General features: G+C 64.3%; 13 protein-coding genes and 1 pseudogene. 5 read left to right on the top strand and 9 right to left on the bottom strand.

All coding sequences use genetic code 11. The features are described from left to right. Positions 1–23: 23 nt before the first annotated feature. The 8 genes from rseP to rpsB form a co-directional block, all read right to left on the bottom strand. Entirely contained in the window at positions 24–1,361 is a 1,338-nt protein-coding gene (rseP, locus tag ACFFJK_RS13150; protein WP_379679695.1) for an RIP metalloprotease RseP, read from the bottom strand. A gap of 3 nt (positions 1,362–1,364) precedes the next feature. Continuing rightward, positions 1,365–2,546: a 1-deoxy-D-xylulose-5-phosphate reductoisomerase gene (gene ispC / locus ACFFJK_RS13145; RefSeq protein ID WP_379679694.1), complete on the bottom strand. Its 1,182-nt coding sequence runs from the start codon at positions 2,544–2,546 to the stop codon at positions 1,365–1,367. A 25-nt stretch (positions 2,547–2,571) separates the two neighbouring features. Beyond that, positions 2,572–3,402, bottom strand: a complete 831-nt coding sequence (locus ACFFJK_RS13140) for a phosphatidate cytidylyltransferase (RefSeq protein WP_379679693.1) — start codon at positions 3,400–3,402, stop codon at positions 2,572–2,574. Between the two features lie 20 nt (positions 3,403–3,422). Next, positions 3,423–4,175, bottom strand: coding sequence for a polyprenyl diphosphate synthase (gene uppS / locus ACFFJK_RS13135; RefSeq protein ID WP_379679692.1), 753 nt, complete (start codon positions 4,173–4,175; stop codon positions 3,423–3,425). Between the two features lie 147 nt (positions 4,176–4,322). Beyond that, positions 4,323–4,883 (bottom strand): ribosome recycling factor, encoded by a 561-nt coding sequence (gene frr / locus ACFFJK_RS13130; protein ID WP_379679690.1) that lies wholly within the window; start codon positions 4,881–4,883, stop codon positions 4,323–4,325. 53 nt (positions 4,884–4,936) lie between these two features. Next, entirely contained in the window at positions 4,937–5,653 is a 717-nt protein-coding gene (gene pyrH, locus ACFFJK_RS13125) for a UMP kinase (RefSeq protein WP_379679689.1), read from the bottom strand. A gap of 166 nt (positions 5,654–5,819) precedes the next feature. After that, positions 5,820–6,725 (bottom strand): translation elongation factor Ts, encoded by a 906-nt coding sequence (tsf, locus tag ACFFJK_RS13120; RefSeq protein WP_379679688.1) that lies wholly within the window; start codon positions 6,723–6,725, stop codon positions 5,820–5,822. A 153-nt stretch (positions 6,726–6,878) separates the two neighbouring features. Further along, entirely contained in the window at positions 6,879–7,628 is a 750-nt protein-coding gene (gene rpsB, locus ACFFJK_RS13115; protein ID WP_379679686.1) for a 30S ribosomal protein S2, read from the bottom strand. Positions 7,629–7,902: 274 nt separating this feature from the next. On the opposite strand from rpsB, the gene map reads away from it, so the two are divergent. The 5 genes from map to ACFFJK_RS13090 all read left to right on the top strand — a co-directional run bounded on the left by map (position 7,903) and on the right by ACFFJK_RS13090 (position 13,764). Then, entirely contained in the window at positions 7,903–8,739 is an 837-nt protein-coding gene (map, locus tag ACFFJK_RS13110) for a type I methionyl aminopeptidase (protein ID WP_379679684.1), read from the top strand. Between the two features lie 27 nt (positions 8,740–8,766). Next, the gene (locus ACFFJK_RS13105) at positions 8,767–11,349 is read left to right on the top strand and encodes a [protein-PII] uridylyltransferase (RefSeq protein WP_379679683.1); all 2,583 of its coding nucleotides are present in this window, start codon (positions 8,767–8,769) and stop codon (positions 11,347–11,349) included. Positions 11,350–11,417: 68 nt separating this feature from the next. Then, positions 11,418–12,164 (top strand): pseudouridine synthase, encoded by a 747-nt coding sequence (locus ACFFJK_RS13100; protein WP_379679682.1) that lies wholly within the window; start codon positions 11,418–11,420, stop codon positions 12,162–12,164. Between the two features lie 123 nt (positions 12,165–12,287). Continuing rightward, the gene (locus ACFFJK_RS13095) at positions 12,288–12,947 is read left to right on the top strand and encodes a purine nucleoside phosphorylase YfiH/LACC1 family protein (protein WP_379679681.1); all 660 of its coding nucleotides are present in this window, start codon (positions 12,288–12,290) and stop codon (positions 12,945–12,947) included. A 580-nt stretch (positions 12,948–13,527) separates the two neighbouring features. Next, positions 13,528–13,764 (top strand): hypothetical protein, encoded by a 237-nt coding sequence (locus ACFFJK_RS13090; protein WP_379679680.1) that lies wholly within the window; start codon positions 13,528–13,530, stop codon positions 13,762–13,764. 24 nt (positions 13,765–13,788) lie between these two features. Here ACFFJK_RS13090 and ACFFJK_RS13085 read toward each other — a convergent pair. Then, positions 13,789–13,919 (bottom strand): annotated as a pseudogene (locus ACFFJK_RS13085) (IS481 family transposase); the annotation flags it as partial.

The raw sequence follows: 13,919 nt of genomic DNA, 5'->3' as shown, positions 1-13,919 counted from the left end.
TGCGCGGACCTCTGTGGGCACCGCTATAGCAACCGCACCAGGTCATTGAAGACGGCGAGCGCCATCAGCATGAACAGCAGGCCGACCCCGAAGCGTTGCGCGAACTCTCCGACTCGCGCAGGCAGGGGGCGCCCGGTCAAAACTTCCAGCGAATAATACAGTAAATGGCCACCATCCAGAACCGGAATTGGTAACAAATTCATTACGCCTAAGCTAATACTAATAAATGCAATGAACTGCAAATAGGTGGTCAGGCCGACCCGCGCGGTCTGGCCCGCGTAGTCGGCAATCGTGATCGGGCCGGTGACGTTCTTCCACGAGGCTTCGCCGGTAATCATCCTGCCGATCATCTTGATGGTCATGACGCTGGTCTCCCAGGTCCGCTCCACGCCCTTGACGACCGCATCGATCGGGCCGGACGAGACCGTGACCATCTCGACCGGTTGCGACAGCATGACCTTGGCCACGCCGCGCCCGTTGGCATCGCGCTCGGGTTCGACGGTCACGGGAATCGGCCGTCCGTCGCGCTCGACCTCCAGCTGCACCGGGCGTCCGCCCGATGCGCGCATGGTCTCGGTGAAGGCCAGGCCGTCGTCGACCACCTTGCCGTCGGCACGCAGGATCTGGTCGCCCGGCAGCAGGCCGGCGCGCTCCCCTGCCCCGCCCGGCAGCACCTTTTCAATGCGCGCAGGCTTGCGCCACAGGTCCAGGCCGAGCTCCTTCATCACGTCGCCCTCGACGTCGAGCCTGGCGATCGCGGCCGCGGCAATGGTGGCGCTGTAGGTGCCGCCGCCCTGGGCCTGCAGCTCGAGGCGCGCGTCGCCCTTGTCCACGGTGGCGTGGATGATCTGCCAGCGCAGTTCGGTCCAGGACTGAACCGGGTTGCCGTTGACGGCAACCACCGTATCGCCGCCGCGGATGCCGGCCTGCGCCGCCACCGAGTCGGCCGGCACCGCGCGCAGGCGCGCCGACGGCTCCTCGACACCGTGCATGAACAGCACGGCCATCAGGCCGATTGCGACCAGGAAGTTGGCGAGCGGGCCGGCCGCCACGATGGCGATGCGGCGCCAGACGCTCTGGCGCGTGAATTCGCGATGCAGCTCGGATTCGTCCTTCGGCGCGGTTTCGGGGTCGCGGCTGTCCAGCATCTTGACGTAGCCGCCCAGCGGCAGCGCCGAGATCGCCCATTCGGTCTGGTCCTTGCCGAACCGGCGCGACCATACCACGCGTCCCATGCCGACCGAAAAACGCAGCACCTTCACGCCGCACATCCGCGCCACCAGGTAGTGGCCCAGTTCGTGCAGGACGATCAGGGGACCGAGGGCCAGCACGAAGGCCAGCACGGTGTAGATCAGGCCCATGGCTCAGCCCCGCAGCGTGGAAACCTGGGCGCGCGCGGCCTCGCGCGCGCGCGCATCCTGCTCGAGCACCGCCTCGATCGATGGCGCCGGGCCGTGCGGCACGGCATCCAGGGCGCCGGCAATGACGCGGTCGATGTCGCGAAAGCCGATCTCGCGGTCGAGGAAGGACTGGACCGCCACTTCATTGGCGGCATTGAGCAGGGCCGGCGCGGTGCCGCCGGCGCGCAGCGCGTCGAAAGCCAGTGCCAGGCAGGGGAAGCGCGCGAAGTCCGGCTTGTAGAACTGCAGCGCCGCCATGTCGGTCAGGTCGAGCTGGGGCACGCCCGAGTCGATCCGCTCCGGGAACGCGAGCGCATGCGCGATCGGGGTGCGCATGTCCGGGTTGCCCAGCTGGGCCAGCACCGAGCCGTCCACGTACGAAACCATCGAGTGGATCACGCTCTGCGGGTGGATCACGACCTCGATCCGGTCGGCCGGGGCGCCGAACAGCCAGTGGGCCTCGATCACTTCCAGGCCCTTGTTCATCATGGTGGCGGAGTCGACCGATATCTTGCGGCCCATGACCCAGTTCGGGTGCTTGCAGGCTTCCTCCGGGGTGACCGCGCCCAGGGTCTCGACGGCGCGGTTCAGGAACGGGCCGCCGGAAGCGGTCAGGAGGATCTTTGCCACGCCTGCCGCCTGCGGATCGCGCGCGTAGTGCTGCGGCAGCGACTGGAAGATCGCGTTGTGCTCGCTGTCGATCGGCAGCAGCGTCGCCTTGTGCTCGCGCACCGCGTCCATGAACAGCTGGCCGGACATGACGAGGGCTTCCTTGTTGGCCAGCAGGACCTTCTTGCCGGCGCGCGCCGCGGCCAGGGTCGGGGCCAGGCCGGCGGCGCCGACGATGGCCGCCATCACGGTATCGACTTCCCGGCTGGAGGCGACGTCGCACAGGGCCTGTTCGCCGTGCTCGACCTGCGTCGGCAGGCCGTCGGCGGCCAGCAGTTGCGCCAGGCGCGCTGCCGCGTCCGCGCTGCCGACCACGGCACGTGCCGGCCTGAAGCGGCGGCAGGCATCGGCGAGTTCCTCGACGCGGCCATGCGCCGTCAGTGCGTACACGCTGTACTGCTGCGGATGGCGGGCGAGCACGTCGAGGGTCGAGGCGCCGATCGAGCCGGTGGCGCCCAGGATGGTAATGCGCTGCATGTTGGTTTCCCTTTGTCGGGTTCTGTCAGAGCCGGGCGGCGATCAGGGCCGCCAGTGGCAGGACCGGGACGAGTGCGTCGATGCGGTCCAGCACGCCGCCGTGGCCGGGCAGCAGGTTGCTGCTGTCCTTCATGCCGGCGCGGCGCTTCAGCTGGGATTCGAACAGGTCGCCGACCACGCTGGCGGCGACGATGAGGATCAGGACCGCGTACAGTGCAGCCCAGCCGAGACTGGCCTGCACGCGCGCGGCAAAGGTACCGGCGAGCGCATCGCCGCCGAGCAGGATGCTGGCCGTTGCCAGCACCAGCACGGCGATGCCGCCACCGATCGCCCCTTCCCACGATTTGCCGGGCGAGATCATTGGGGCCAGCTTGCGCTTGCCGAAGGCCTTGCCCGAGAAGTAGGCGAAGATGTCGGCGGCCCAGACGATGGCCATCACCGACAGCAGGAACAGGGGCGAATACGCGAACAAGGTCACGATCGCCGCAAAGCAGGCGACCACGGCGATGGCGTAGATCAGGCTCAGGAAGGTATTGCCGGTGCTGTTCAGCGGCGGCAGGCCGAGCTTGAGCGACGGCGCGAAGCGCAGCGCCCACACCAGTACGCCGATGGCGAACCAGAAAGTCGGATCGCTCCCGGGCGCGACGAAGAAGGCGTAGACGAACGCGGCCGTCCAGAACGCGGCGATCAGGGTCGCGCTATTGCTGTGCGGGTTGAACAGGCGGAAGCACTCCCAGATCGCCGCCCCGAAGAATGCCGAGGCAACCACCGCGAACGCCGTGTAGTGGTTGAAATACAGGACCGGCAGCAGCACTGCCAGCAGCACGAGCGCGGTGAGGATCCGGGTCTTGAGCATCGTTGGGCTTATGGGTCGTTCTATGCGTTGGTCTTGTTGGCCACCTGCTCGCCGGTCTGGCCGAAGCGGCGTTCGCGCTGCTGGAACGACGCGATGGCGTCGTCCAGCGCTTCCTTCGAGAAATCGGGCCAGAAGGTCTTGGTGAAGTACAGCTCCGAATACGCCAGCTGCCACAACAGGAAGTTCGAGATGCGCTCTTCTCCGCCGGTACGGATGAACAGGTCCGGCTCGGGCGCGTAGGCCATCGCCAGGTGCGGCGCCAGCATTTCTTCGGTGAATTCGGTCACGCCCGGGTTGGCGGCGACCATCTTGCCGGTGGCCTGCATGATGTCCCAGCGCCCGCCATAGTTGGCGCACACGCTCACCGTCAGGCGGGTATTGTTGGCGGTGCGGCGCTCGGCCGCATTGATCATGTCCTGCAGCTTCGGATCGAAGCGGCTCAGGTCGCCCACGACCTTGAGGCGGATATTATTCGCGTGCATCTTCGACACTTCGCGCTCGAGCGCGGTGACGAACAGGCGCATCAGGAGCGATACCTCCTCGGCCGGACGACGCCAGTTCTCGGACGAAAATGCGAACAGGGTCAGGTATTCGACGCCGCGTTCGACGCAAGCCTCGACGACGCCGCGCACCGCCTCCACGCCCTTGACGTGGCCGGCCACGCGCGGCAGCAGGCGTTTGGTTGCCCAACGACCATTGCCATCCATAATGATGGCGATATGGCGCGGGACGGTCAGCGCTTCGGGTACGGCAGTGGTCGAACTTTTGAACATCGTTGCATCCAGATTGGCAGTCGCGCCCGGGGCATGGCCAGGAGCGCGACAGCCGGTCTTAAAGGGAGTCGGACCGGCCGCAGCAATGCCGGGGCCGGTCCGCCTGGGCGCCGGGGCTCTCGAACGGCAGCCCCGGCATGGCCCGTGTTACACCGTCATGATGTCTTTTTCTTTTTCAGCCAGCAGCTTGTCGATCTCGGCGACGAACTTGTCGGTCAGCTTCTGGACTTCGTCCGATGCGCGACGCTCCTCGTCTTCCGAGGCGGTCTTGTCCTTGACCATCTTCTTCAGCGCTTCGTTGGCATCGCGGCGGATGTTACGCACGGCGATCTTCGCGTCTTCGCCTTCGGTCTTGGTCAGCTTGACCATTTCCTTGCGGCGCTCCTCGGTCAGCGGCGGGGTCGGCACGCGGATGGTGTCGCCCTGCGCCGACGGGTTCAGGCCCAGGTCGGAGTCGCGGATCGCCTTTTCGATGGCGCCGGCCATCTTCTTCTCGAACGGCGTCACGCCGATGGTGCGGGCGTCGATCAGGGTCAGGTTGGCGACCTGCGACAGCGGGGTCGGCGATCCGTAGTATTCGACCGTCACGGAATCGAGGATGCCGGCGTGGGCGCGGCCGGTGCGGACCTTCGCCAGGTTGGCCTTCAGGGTGTCGATGGACTTGGCCATGCGTTCCTGGGCGTTCTTCTTCACATCAGCTAAGGACATGCTGCTCTCCTGTTCTTCTTAATTCAAATGATTCAACTACATTAAATGAAAGCTTAGACGTGCACCAGTGTACCTTCGTCTTCGCCCATGATCACGGCTTTCATGGCGCCCGGCTTGACAATGGAGAAGACCTTGATCGGCAGCTTCTGGTCACGGCACAGGGCGAACGCCGTGGCGTCCATCACCTGCAGGTTCTTGGCGATCGCCTCGTCGAAGGAGATCGAGTTGTAGCGGGTCGCATCCGGATCCTTCTTCGGGTCGGCGGTGTAGACGCCGTCGACCTTGGTCGCCTTCAGGACGATCTCGGCCGAGATTTCCGCACCGCGCAGCGCGGCGGCGGTGTCGGTGGTGAAGAACGGGTTGCCGGTGCCGGCGGCAAAGACGACGACCTTGCCCTCTTCCAGGTATTGCAGGGCCTTCGGGCGGACATAGGGCTCGACCACCTGCTCGATGCTGATCGCCGACATCACACGCGCGGTGATGCCCACATGGCGCATGGAGTCGGCCAGGGCCAGGGCGTTCATGACGGTGGCGAGCATGCCCATGTAGTCCGCGGTGGCGCGGTCCATGCCCTGGGCGCCCGGGGCCACGCCACGGAAGATGTTGCCGCCGCCGATCACGACCGCCACCTGCACGCCCAGCTTCGCCACTTCCGCCACGTCGGCCACCATGCGATCGATGGTCGCGCGGTTGATGCCGAACTGGTCGTCACCCATCAGCGCTTCGCCAGACAGTTTGAGGAGGACTCGTTGGTAGGCTGGTTTTGTCATGATGAAGCGGCTCCTATGTTGTGTGTCGAATTCGGGTCTGACCGGTGCCGGGTGACGTCCTGCCGGCTTCCGGCCTCACCTGCTCCTGGCAGGTGGCGCAGATGGTGCGGCGCGGATCGCACGCTGCACCACCCTACAAAAACGGGCCTTTCGGCCCGCTTTCATATTACTGCTTGTTTGCAGCCATCTGGGCTGCGACTTCTGCTGCGAAGTCGTCGACTTTCTTCTCGATGCCTTCGCCCACGACGTACATCGTGAATGCCTTAACGTTGGCGCCGGCGGCCTTCAGCATCTGCTCGATCGACTGCTTGTCGTTCTTCACGAATGCCTGGTTCAGCAGCGACACTTCCTTCAGGTACTTCTGCACCGAACCGTCGATACGCTTGGCGACGATCTCGGCCGATTGCGGCTGCTTGCCTTCGGCGACGGCCTTGTCGGCGTCTTCCTTGGCCTTCAGTTCTGCAACCGAACGCTCTTTCTCGATCATTTCAGCAGGCACTTGCTCTGCCGACAGGGCGACCGGCTTCATTGCAGCGATGTGCATTGCCACGTCCTTGCCGACCTGGTCTTCGCCTTCGAACTCGACCATCACGCCGATACGGGCGCCGTGCAGGTACGAAGCCAGCTTGGCGGTGGTGTCGAAACGCTGGAAACGGCGCACGGTCATATTCTCGCCGATTTTGCCGATCAGTGCCGTACGCACGTCGTCGAAGGTCTTGCCTTCGTGCTCGATCGCTGCCAGGGCGGCGACGTCGGCCGGGTTCTTCTCGGCGACCAGGCGGGCTGCCAGGTTGGCCATGGCCAGGAATTCTTCGTTCTTGGCAACGAAGTCGGTTTCGCTGTTGATCTCGACCAGCGCGCCGACGTTGCCGGCGATGTAAGCGGCGACCACGCCTTCAGCGGTGATACGCGCGGCTGCCTTCGATGCCTTGCCGCCCAGCTTGACGCGCAGGATCTCTTCGGCACGGGCCATGTCGCCGTCGGCTTCGGTCAGTGCCTTCTTGCATTCCATCATCGGCGCGTCGGTCTTCGCGCGCAGTTCACCCACCATCGCTGCGGTAATTGCTGCCATGTCGTTTCTCCTAAATGTTGATCGAAGAGCGCGCACCTCCAGCGGAGCTGCGCACGATATCTTCTTGCTAAATCTTTTGCTTAAAAAAAGGGGGCTCGTGCCACGGCTCGGCGCCCCCTTTCGATAACCCGGCAGGTCGATCCTGCCGATTAATTATGCCTGCTCGGAAACTTCGACGAAGTCGTCGCCAGCGGCCTTGACCATCTCGACGACTTCGTTGGTGGCGTTGGCGCGGCCTTCCAGGATCGCATCGGCGACGCCGCGTGCGTACAGGGTGATCGCCTTCGACGAGTCGTCGTTACCCGGGATCACGTGGGTGACGCCTTCCGGCGAGTGGTTGGTATCGACCACGCCGATGACCGGGATGCCCAGCTTGCCGGCTTCGGTGATGGCGCCCTTGTGGTAGCCGACGTCGACGACGAAGATCGCGTCCGGGATACCGCCCAGTTCCTTGATGCCGCCGATCGACTTCTGCAGCTTTTCCATTTCGCGCGAGAACATCAGCGCTTCTTTCTTCGACAGCTTCTCGACCGAACCGTCTTCGACCTGGGCTTCCATGTCCTTCAGGCGCTTGATCGAGGTCTTGATGGTCTTGAAGTTGGTCAGCATGCCGCCCAGCCAGCGCTGGTCGACATACGGCACGCCTGCGCGCTGCGCTTCGGCGGCGATGATGTCGCGGGCCTGGCGCTTGGTGCCGACCATCAGGATGGTGCCGCGGTTTGCCGAGATCTGCTTGATGGTCTTCATCGCATCCTGGTACATCGCCATGGTCTTTTCCAGGTTGATGATGTGGATCTTGTTGCGATGACCAAAGATGAACGGTGCCATCTTCGGGTTCCAGAAACGGGTCTGGTGGCCGAAGTGGATACCGGCTTCCAGCATTTCGCGCATAGTAACGGACATGTAATTCTCCAGGGTTGGGTCTTGAACGTAGCCAGTTACCTAGCAGGCACCCTTTGGCGGCCACGCTCGCGATTTCAATTAAAAAAGACTGTTTTTACAACATTGCTCGATGCGAATACGAGCAACCCGAGATTCTAGCCGGATTTGGCTTGCAGTTCAAGGGTTTGCGTAGGCCGGGCGGTAATGCCACCCACCCTACGCAAACGCGCATCCCTTATAATGGCGCAATATCGCCCGCACACCGGGCCAACCACGATCTGCAGGAAAAAACCTTATGGCCACCATCATCAAGACCCCTGACGAAATCGAAGGCATGCGCGTCGCCTGCCGGCTCGGCTCGGAAGTGCTGGACTACATCACCCCGTTCGTCAAGCCAGGCGTCACCACCGGCGAACTCGATCGGCTGGCCCACGACTACATGGTCAATGTCCAGGGCACGGTTCCCGCCACGCTCAACTACGCGCCGCCGGGCTACCCGCCCTTCCCGGGCTCGATCTGCACCTCGCTCAACGACGTGATCTGCCACGGCATCCCGGGCGACCGCGTGCTCAAGAGCGGCGATGCGCTGAACATCGACATCACCCCAATCACCAAGGAAGGCTTCCACGGCGACAACAGCCGCATGTTCCTGGTGGGCGAGCCGTCGATCATGGCGCGCCGCCTGTCGGAGATCACCTTCGAGTGCATGTGGCTCGGCATCGCCAAGGTCCGGCCGGGCGGCCACCTGGGCGACATCGGCCATGCGATCCAGCAGCACGCCGAGAAGAACGGCTACAGCGTGGTGCGCGAATTCTGCGGACACGGCGTAGGCAGGAACTTCCACGAGGAACCGCAGGTGCTGCACTACGGCCGTCCCGGCACCGGGGAACGCCTGGAGCCAGGCATGATCTTCACCATCGAGCCGATGATCAACGCCGGCCGCCGCGACATCAAGGAAATGCCGGACGGCTGGACCATCAAGACCAAGGATCGCAGCCTGTCGGCGCAGTGGGAGCACACCGTGCTCGTCACCGAAACCGGCGTCGAGGTCCTGACGATGTCGGCAGGCAGCCCGCCGCCCCCGGCGATCGTGCTGCCGCTGCTGAACCAGGCCGCCGCCGTTCCGGCCTGAACCGCCTTTCCTTCATACGGTAACGCCATGGGCCAGCCCGCGCTCCTCGACGGCTCGCGCACCGAATTGCGCCAGCGCTTGAAATCCGAGCGCCAGGCCCTGATCGACGCCTTCCGCCACGACGGCAAGCCGGAAAAGCTGCTGCGCGGCCTGCGCACCTGCGTCGACGGCGTGCTGGGCGATGCCTGGCACGCTGCCGGGCTTCCGGCCAATACGGCCCTGGTCGGCGTGGGCGGCTATGGCCGCGGCGAGCTGTTCCCCCACTCCGACGTCGACCTCCTGATCCTGCTCGGCCAGCCGGCCGACGCCCTCACCCAGGCAAAGCTCGAAGCGCTGGTGCAGCTGTTCTGGGACCTGGGCCTCGAGATCGGCCACAGCATCCGCACCGTGGACGAATGCATGGTCGAATCCGGCGCGGACATCACCGTGCAGACCAGCCTGCTGGAGGCGCGCCTCGTCACCGGCGACGCGCATCTGTTCGACGAGCTGCGCCACCGCTACCGCGCGGCCATGGATCCGCAGGCCTTCTTCCAGGCCAAGACCGCCGAGATGCGGGTGCGCCACGCGAAGTACGAATACACGGCCTTCGCGCTGGAACCCAACGTCAAGGAAAGCCCGGGCGCGCTGCGCGACCTGCAGGTGATCCTGTGGGTGGCCAAGGCCGCCGGCCTGGCCGAATCGTGGAGCCAGATGGCGCGCGCCAAGCTGATCACGCGCACCGAGGCGCGCCAGCTGATGGAAAAGGAATACGCCTTCAAGGACATCCGCGTGCGCCTGCACCTGCAGACGAAGCGCCGTGAAGACCGCCTGGTGTTCGACGTGCAGACCGCGATTGCGAAAACCTTCGGGCTGGAGAACGGCGACGGGCGCCGCGCCAGCGAATACCTGATGCAGCGCTACTACTGGGCGGCCAAGACGGTCACCCAGCTCAACACCATCATGCTGCAGAACATCGAGGCGCAGCTGTTCCGGCGCCCGGCCGCCTCCAGCCCGCTCAGCGGCCCGTTCGGGGTACGCTTCAACGAAGTCCACGGCTTCATCGACATCGCCCACGACGACACCTTCGAGCGCCACCCGCCGGCGGTGCTCGAGGTGTTCGTGGCGATGACCGAGCGGCCCGACATCAAGGGATTGAGCGCACGCACCATCCGCGCCCTGTGGCATGCGCGGAACGTCATCGACGACGCCTTCCGCGCCGACCCGGCCAACCGCGCGCTGTTCCTGCGCATCCTGAAAGCGCCCGTCGGCCTCGTGCACGCGCTGCGCCGCATGAACGACATGGGCATCCTGGGGCGCTACCTGCCGGCCTTCCGCAGCATCATCGGCCAGATGCAGCACGACCTGTTTCACGTCTACACGGTGGACCAGCACATCATGATGGTGGTGCGCAACCTGCGCCGCTTCACGATGCCCGAGCATGCGCACGAGTACCCGTTCTGCAGCCAGCTGATCGCCGACTTCCGCGACCGCTGGCTGCTCTACGTGGCCGCCCTGTTCCACGACATCGCCAAGGGCCGCGGCGGCGACCATTCCGAGCTCGGCATGCAGGACGCACGCGAGTTCTGCGTCAGCCACGGGTTGCGCGAGGCCGACACCGAACTGGTGGTGTTCCTGGTGCAGCACCACCTGACCATGTCCACCGTGGCGCAGAAGCAGGACCTGTCCGACCCCGACGTCATCGCCGCGTTCGCCGCCGTCGTGAAGGACGAGCGCCACCTGACGGCGCTGTACCTCCTGACCGTCGCCGACATCCGCGGCACCAGCCCGAAGGTGTGGAATGCCTGGAAGGCCAAGCTGCTGGAAGACCTGTACCGGGTGACCCTGCGCGTGCTGGGCGGCGAGCCGCACAGCACCGACCGCGAGCTGCGCGCCCGCCAGAAGGAAGCGCTGGCCACCCTGCGCCTGTACGGTCTCCCCGCCGATGCGCACGAGGCGCTGTGGCGCCAGCTCGACGTCGCCTACTTCCTGCGCCACGACGCCTCCGACATCGCCTGGCAGACCCGCGCGCTGCACGACAAGGTGGCCAGCGAACGCCCGGTGGTGAAAGCACGCCTGGCCCCGATCGGCGAAGGCCTGCAGGTGGCCGTGTACGTGAAGGACCAGCCCGACCTGTTCGCGCGCATCTGCAGCTACTTCGACCGCAAGAATTTCAGCATCCTGGACGCGAAGATCCATACCACGCGCCACGGCTATGCGCTCGACAGCTTCCTCGTCACCGAGGAGAATTTCGCGGGCAGCTACCGCGACATTATCAACCTGATCGAGCACGAGCTGCACGCCCAGCTGGCGTCGCAGGAAGCCCTGCCCGTCCCGACGCGCGGCCGCCTGTCGCGCCTGTCGCGCACCTTCCCGGTCACCCCGAGCGTGGACCTGCGTCCCGACGAGCGCGGCCAGTTCCACGTGCTCTCGGTGGCGGCCAACGACCGCCCCGGCCTGCTGTACACGATCGCCAGCGTGCTCACCCGCTACCGCATCAACCTGCACACCGCGAAGATCATGACCCTGGGCGAACGGGTCGAGGACGTGTTCCTGATCGACGGCACCGCCCTGGCCAACCCGCGCGTGCAGGTCCAGCTCGAGACCGACCTGCTCGACGCGCTTAAAATCTAGCGCCCGGCATCCAGCGCGCCAGATGCAAGCCCTTCCCTTTACCGTTTTAACTTGATTCCTGTTTTCCGATGACCGAACCTGTCCGCCTCTCCAAACGTATGTCCGAACTCGGCCTGTCCTCGCGCCGCGAAGCCGATGAATGGATCGCCCGCGGCTGGGTGCGGGTGGACGGCAAGGTCGTCTCCGAGCTGGGCAGCAAGGTGCTGCCGCACCAGAAAATCACCGTCGAGCGCCAGGCCGCCGCCGAGCAGTCCAAGCGCGTCACGGTCCTGATCAACAAGCCGGTGGGCTACGTCAGCGGCCAGGCCGAAGACGGCTACAAGCCCGCCGTCACGCTCATCAAGCCCGAGAACCGCTGGCCTGACGATCCTTCTTCCGAACAGTTCCACCCGACCCAGCTGCGCAGCCTGGTGCCGGCCGGGCGCCTCGACATCGACTCGGTGGGCCTGCTGGTGCTGACCCAGGACGGCCGCATCGCCAAGCAGCTCATCGGCGAGAACACGTCGATCGAGAAGGAATACCTGGTGCGGGTGCAGTACACCAAGCCAGGCAAGCTGCCGGATGCGGACCTGAAGAAGCTGAACCACGGCCTGTGGATGGATGGCAAGCCCCTGCTGCCGGCCAAGGTGCGCTGGCAGAACGAGGACCAGCTCAGCTTCACCCTGCGCGAAGGCCGCAAGCGCCAGATCCGCCGCATGTGCGACATGGTGGGCCTGAAAGTGATCGGGCTGAAGCGAGTGCGCATCGGCAAGGTCAAGCTGGGCGACCTGCCGCCCGGGCAATGGCGTTACCTGGGGGCGGACGAGCAGTTCTGAACCGCGGCAAGCCGGCCGCGTTTCTCCGCACCACAGCTTGAAAGCGGTCGCCGCCTCGCGCACATTTTGCCGATCGAAACCTGTGCAAACGCTTCCTGCCAGCCATCTCCAGCGAGTCTTTCCATGATCACCAGCGCACTCCTGAACAGCATTCCGCATATTACCCATGGCTTCGGTAGAGAAGCGGAACTGATACCGGGCGCGCTACAGCCGGTCTGGGATGTGCGGCCAAACAAGAGGCAGGTGCACGGCACCCGTGTCGCGAAGATTGTCGGCATGCACCAGCAAGTCGGCGAGGCCGACGCCTTCCACACGTCGATGCCGGGGATTCCGGTTAGCGTCGTCACGGCCGACTGCGTGCCCCTGCTGCTGGCAAAGCGCGACGGCAGCCACATCGCGGCAGTGCACGCGGGTTGGCGCGGCCTCGCCAGCGGTATCATCCCGACGGTGCTGGATGCGCTGCCAGGAGGACGCGACTGGGTTGCCGCGATCGGCCCGACGATTTGCGCGTCGTGCTACGAAGTGAGCGCAGAACTCGCGGACGAATTCGCATCCCGCTTTCCAGCCATCGCCGCAAGCGAGTTGCTGCCGACACCGCGGCACCTGGACCTGCGCGCCGTGGCGGCCCATCAACTGCGTGAGGCAGGTGTCGAGGCAATCGACCACGTCGGCGGCTGTACGTGCTGCGCACGTGACGAGCACGGTGCGCTCGCCTTCCGCAGCTACCGGCGCGGCGACCGCAATTCGCAGCAGCACGCGGGACTCTATATCCGGCCGGGTTAAGTACGTCTAAGGTCTGCCAAGATTCCTTCTGCCAGCAGAGCAGCATGCGTAGACACCGGGCCTCGATGAACTTCCGGAAGCGGCCTGGAGCAGACCTTCACGCTAATACCTTTCTTGTTGCGAGAGTCCCAATGGATTGGTCCAAAATTTCGGATGTAGACCAGCAAGCTGTTTGCCGAGCAATGCAATATTGGGTAGAGCATTGGGACCAGGAGTGCCCCACACTTTTCGGTATCGAGCCCGATGGTCTGAAGAGAGCTTCGCACCGCTGGCCTTTGACCGTGGGAGAGGAGCAGCCAGGGTTGAAGACGGCAGCGACTGGTGCATTGCGCGAATTACTTTACGGGGCGTCAGCGCTGCCAAAGGCGGCAGTTCCAGGGGTGCTCGGGATTTCCTACGATTCAGCCGAGGCATTGATTCAGAAATTCTGCGAATGACTGCGACAGGTCGGATCCGGTCCTTCGTGACAGTCTGCGATTTTTCGGTCCTGGCAACCTGCTATGCTGAGCTCAACGGCCGGGTTCGGCCAGCAGCGGACATCGAGAATCTGACTAGAGAAACATAGCTTGAGGAAACTATAGTGATTTCTGCGATCGTTGTTCCCATTTTCATGATTTTGTTTGGAATCCCAAACAAAATCATCGACGCTAAACATCGTAAGAGAGGGGCGTACCAACCCGGGCATGAGTGGAGCTATTACGCGAAACTCAGCAAAGAGGGAAATTGGGAAGGAAGGTTTGTGATGTGGTCAGGTTATCTTGCAATCGCTGTCATCCTCGCTGTTATCGCCGAGATGTTTTACGTTCTTTCTCGATAACTAGTGAGTGTTCAGAAGGTATGCTTAGGTGTCGAGTCCCGTTTGATCGTAAACGCGTTTAACGAATAATTCTGGTCGTTTCTGCTGCCATTCCTTGAGCGCGAGGATGGGTGTTTTCGCGTCGAGTGCGCGCTGCGGAATGTGGTGGTTGTACA

It is taken from the genome of Massilia consociata (assembly GCF_042432755.1).
Taxonomy (GTDB): Bacteria; Pseudomonadota; Gammaproteobacteria; order Burkholderiales; family Burkholderiaceae_D; genus Telluria; species Telluria consociata.
Note: the sequence above shows the minus strand (reverse complement) of the source record. Positions and strands in the feature narration are given on the sequence as shown.

Excerpts from the sequence above, each read along its gene's own strand:
- tsf (WP_379679688.1), bottom strand. The coding sequence starts at position 6,725 with ATGGCAGCAATTACCGCAGCGATGGTGGGTGAACTGCGCGCGAAGACC.
- ACFFJK_RS13100 (WP_379679682.1), top strand. The coding sequence starts at position 11,418 with ATGACCGAACCTGTCCGCCTCTCCAAACGTATGTCCGAACTCGGCCTG.
- map (WP_379679684.1), top strand. The coding sequence starts at position 7,903 with ATGGCCACCATCATCAAGACCCCTGACGAAATCGAAGGCATGCGCGTC.
- pyrH (WP_379679689.1), bottom strand. The coding sequence starts at position 5,653 with ATGACAAAACCAGCCTACCAACGAGTCCTCCTCAAACTGTCTGGCGAA.
- ACFFJK_RS13095 (WP_379679681.1), top strand. The coding sequence starts at position 12,288 with ATGATCACCAGCGCACTCCTGAACAGCATTCCGCATATTACCCATGGC.
- rpsB (WP_379679686.1), bottom strand. The coding sequence starts at position 7,628 with ATGTCCGTTACTATGCGCGAAATGCTGGAAGCCGGTATCCACTTCGGC.
- frr (WP_379679690.1), bottom strand. The coding sequence starts at position 4,883 with ATGTCCTTAGCTGATGTGAAGAAGAACGCCCAGGAACGCATGGCCAAG.
- rseP (WP_379679695.1), bottom strand. The coding sequence starts at position 1,361 with ATGGGCCTGATCTACACCGTGCTGGCCTTCGTGCTGGCCCTCGGTCCC.
- ispC (WP_379679694.1), bottom strand. The coding sequence starts at position 2,546 with ATGCAGCGCATTACCATCCTGGGCGCCACCGGCTCGATCGGCGCCTCG.
- ACFFJK_RS13140 (WP_379679693.1), bottom strand. The coding sequence starts at position 3,402 with ATGCTCAAGACCCGGATCCTCACCGCGCTCGTGCTGCTGGCAGTGCTG.
- ACFFJK_RS13105 (WP_379679683.1), top strand. The coding sequence starts at position 8,767 with ATGGGCCAGCCCGCGCTCCTCGACGGCTCGCGCACCGAATTGCGCCAG.
- uppS (WP_379679692.1), bottom strand. The coding sequence starts at position 4,175 with ATGTTCAAAAGTTCGACCACTGCCGTACCCGAAGCGCTGACCGTCCCG.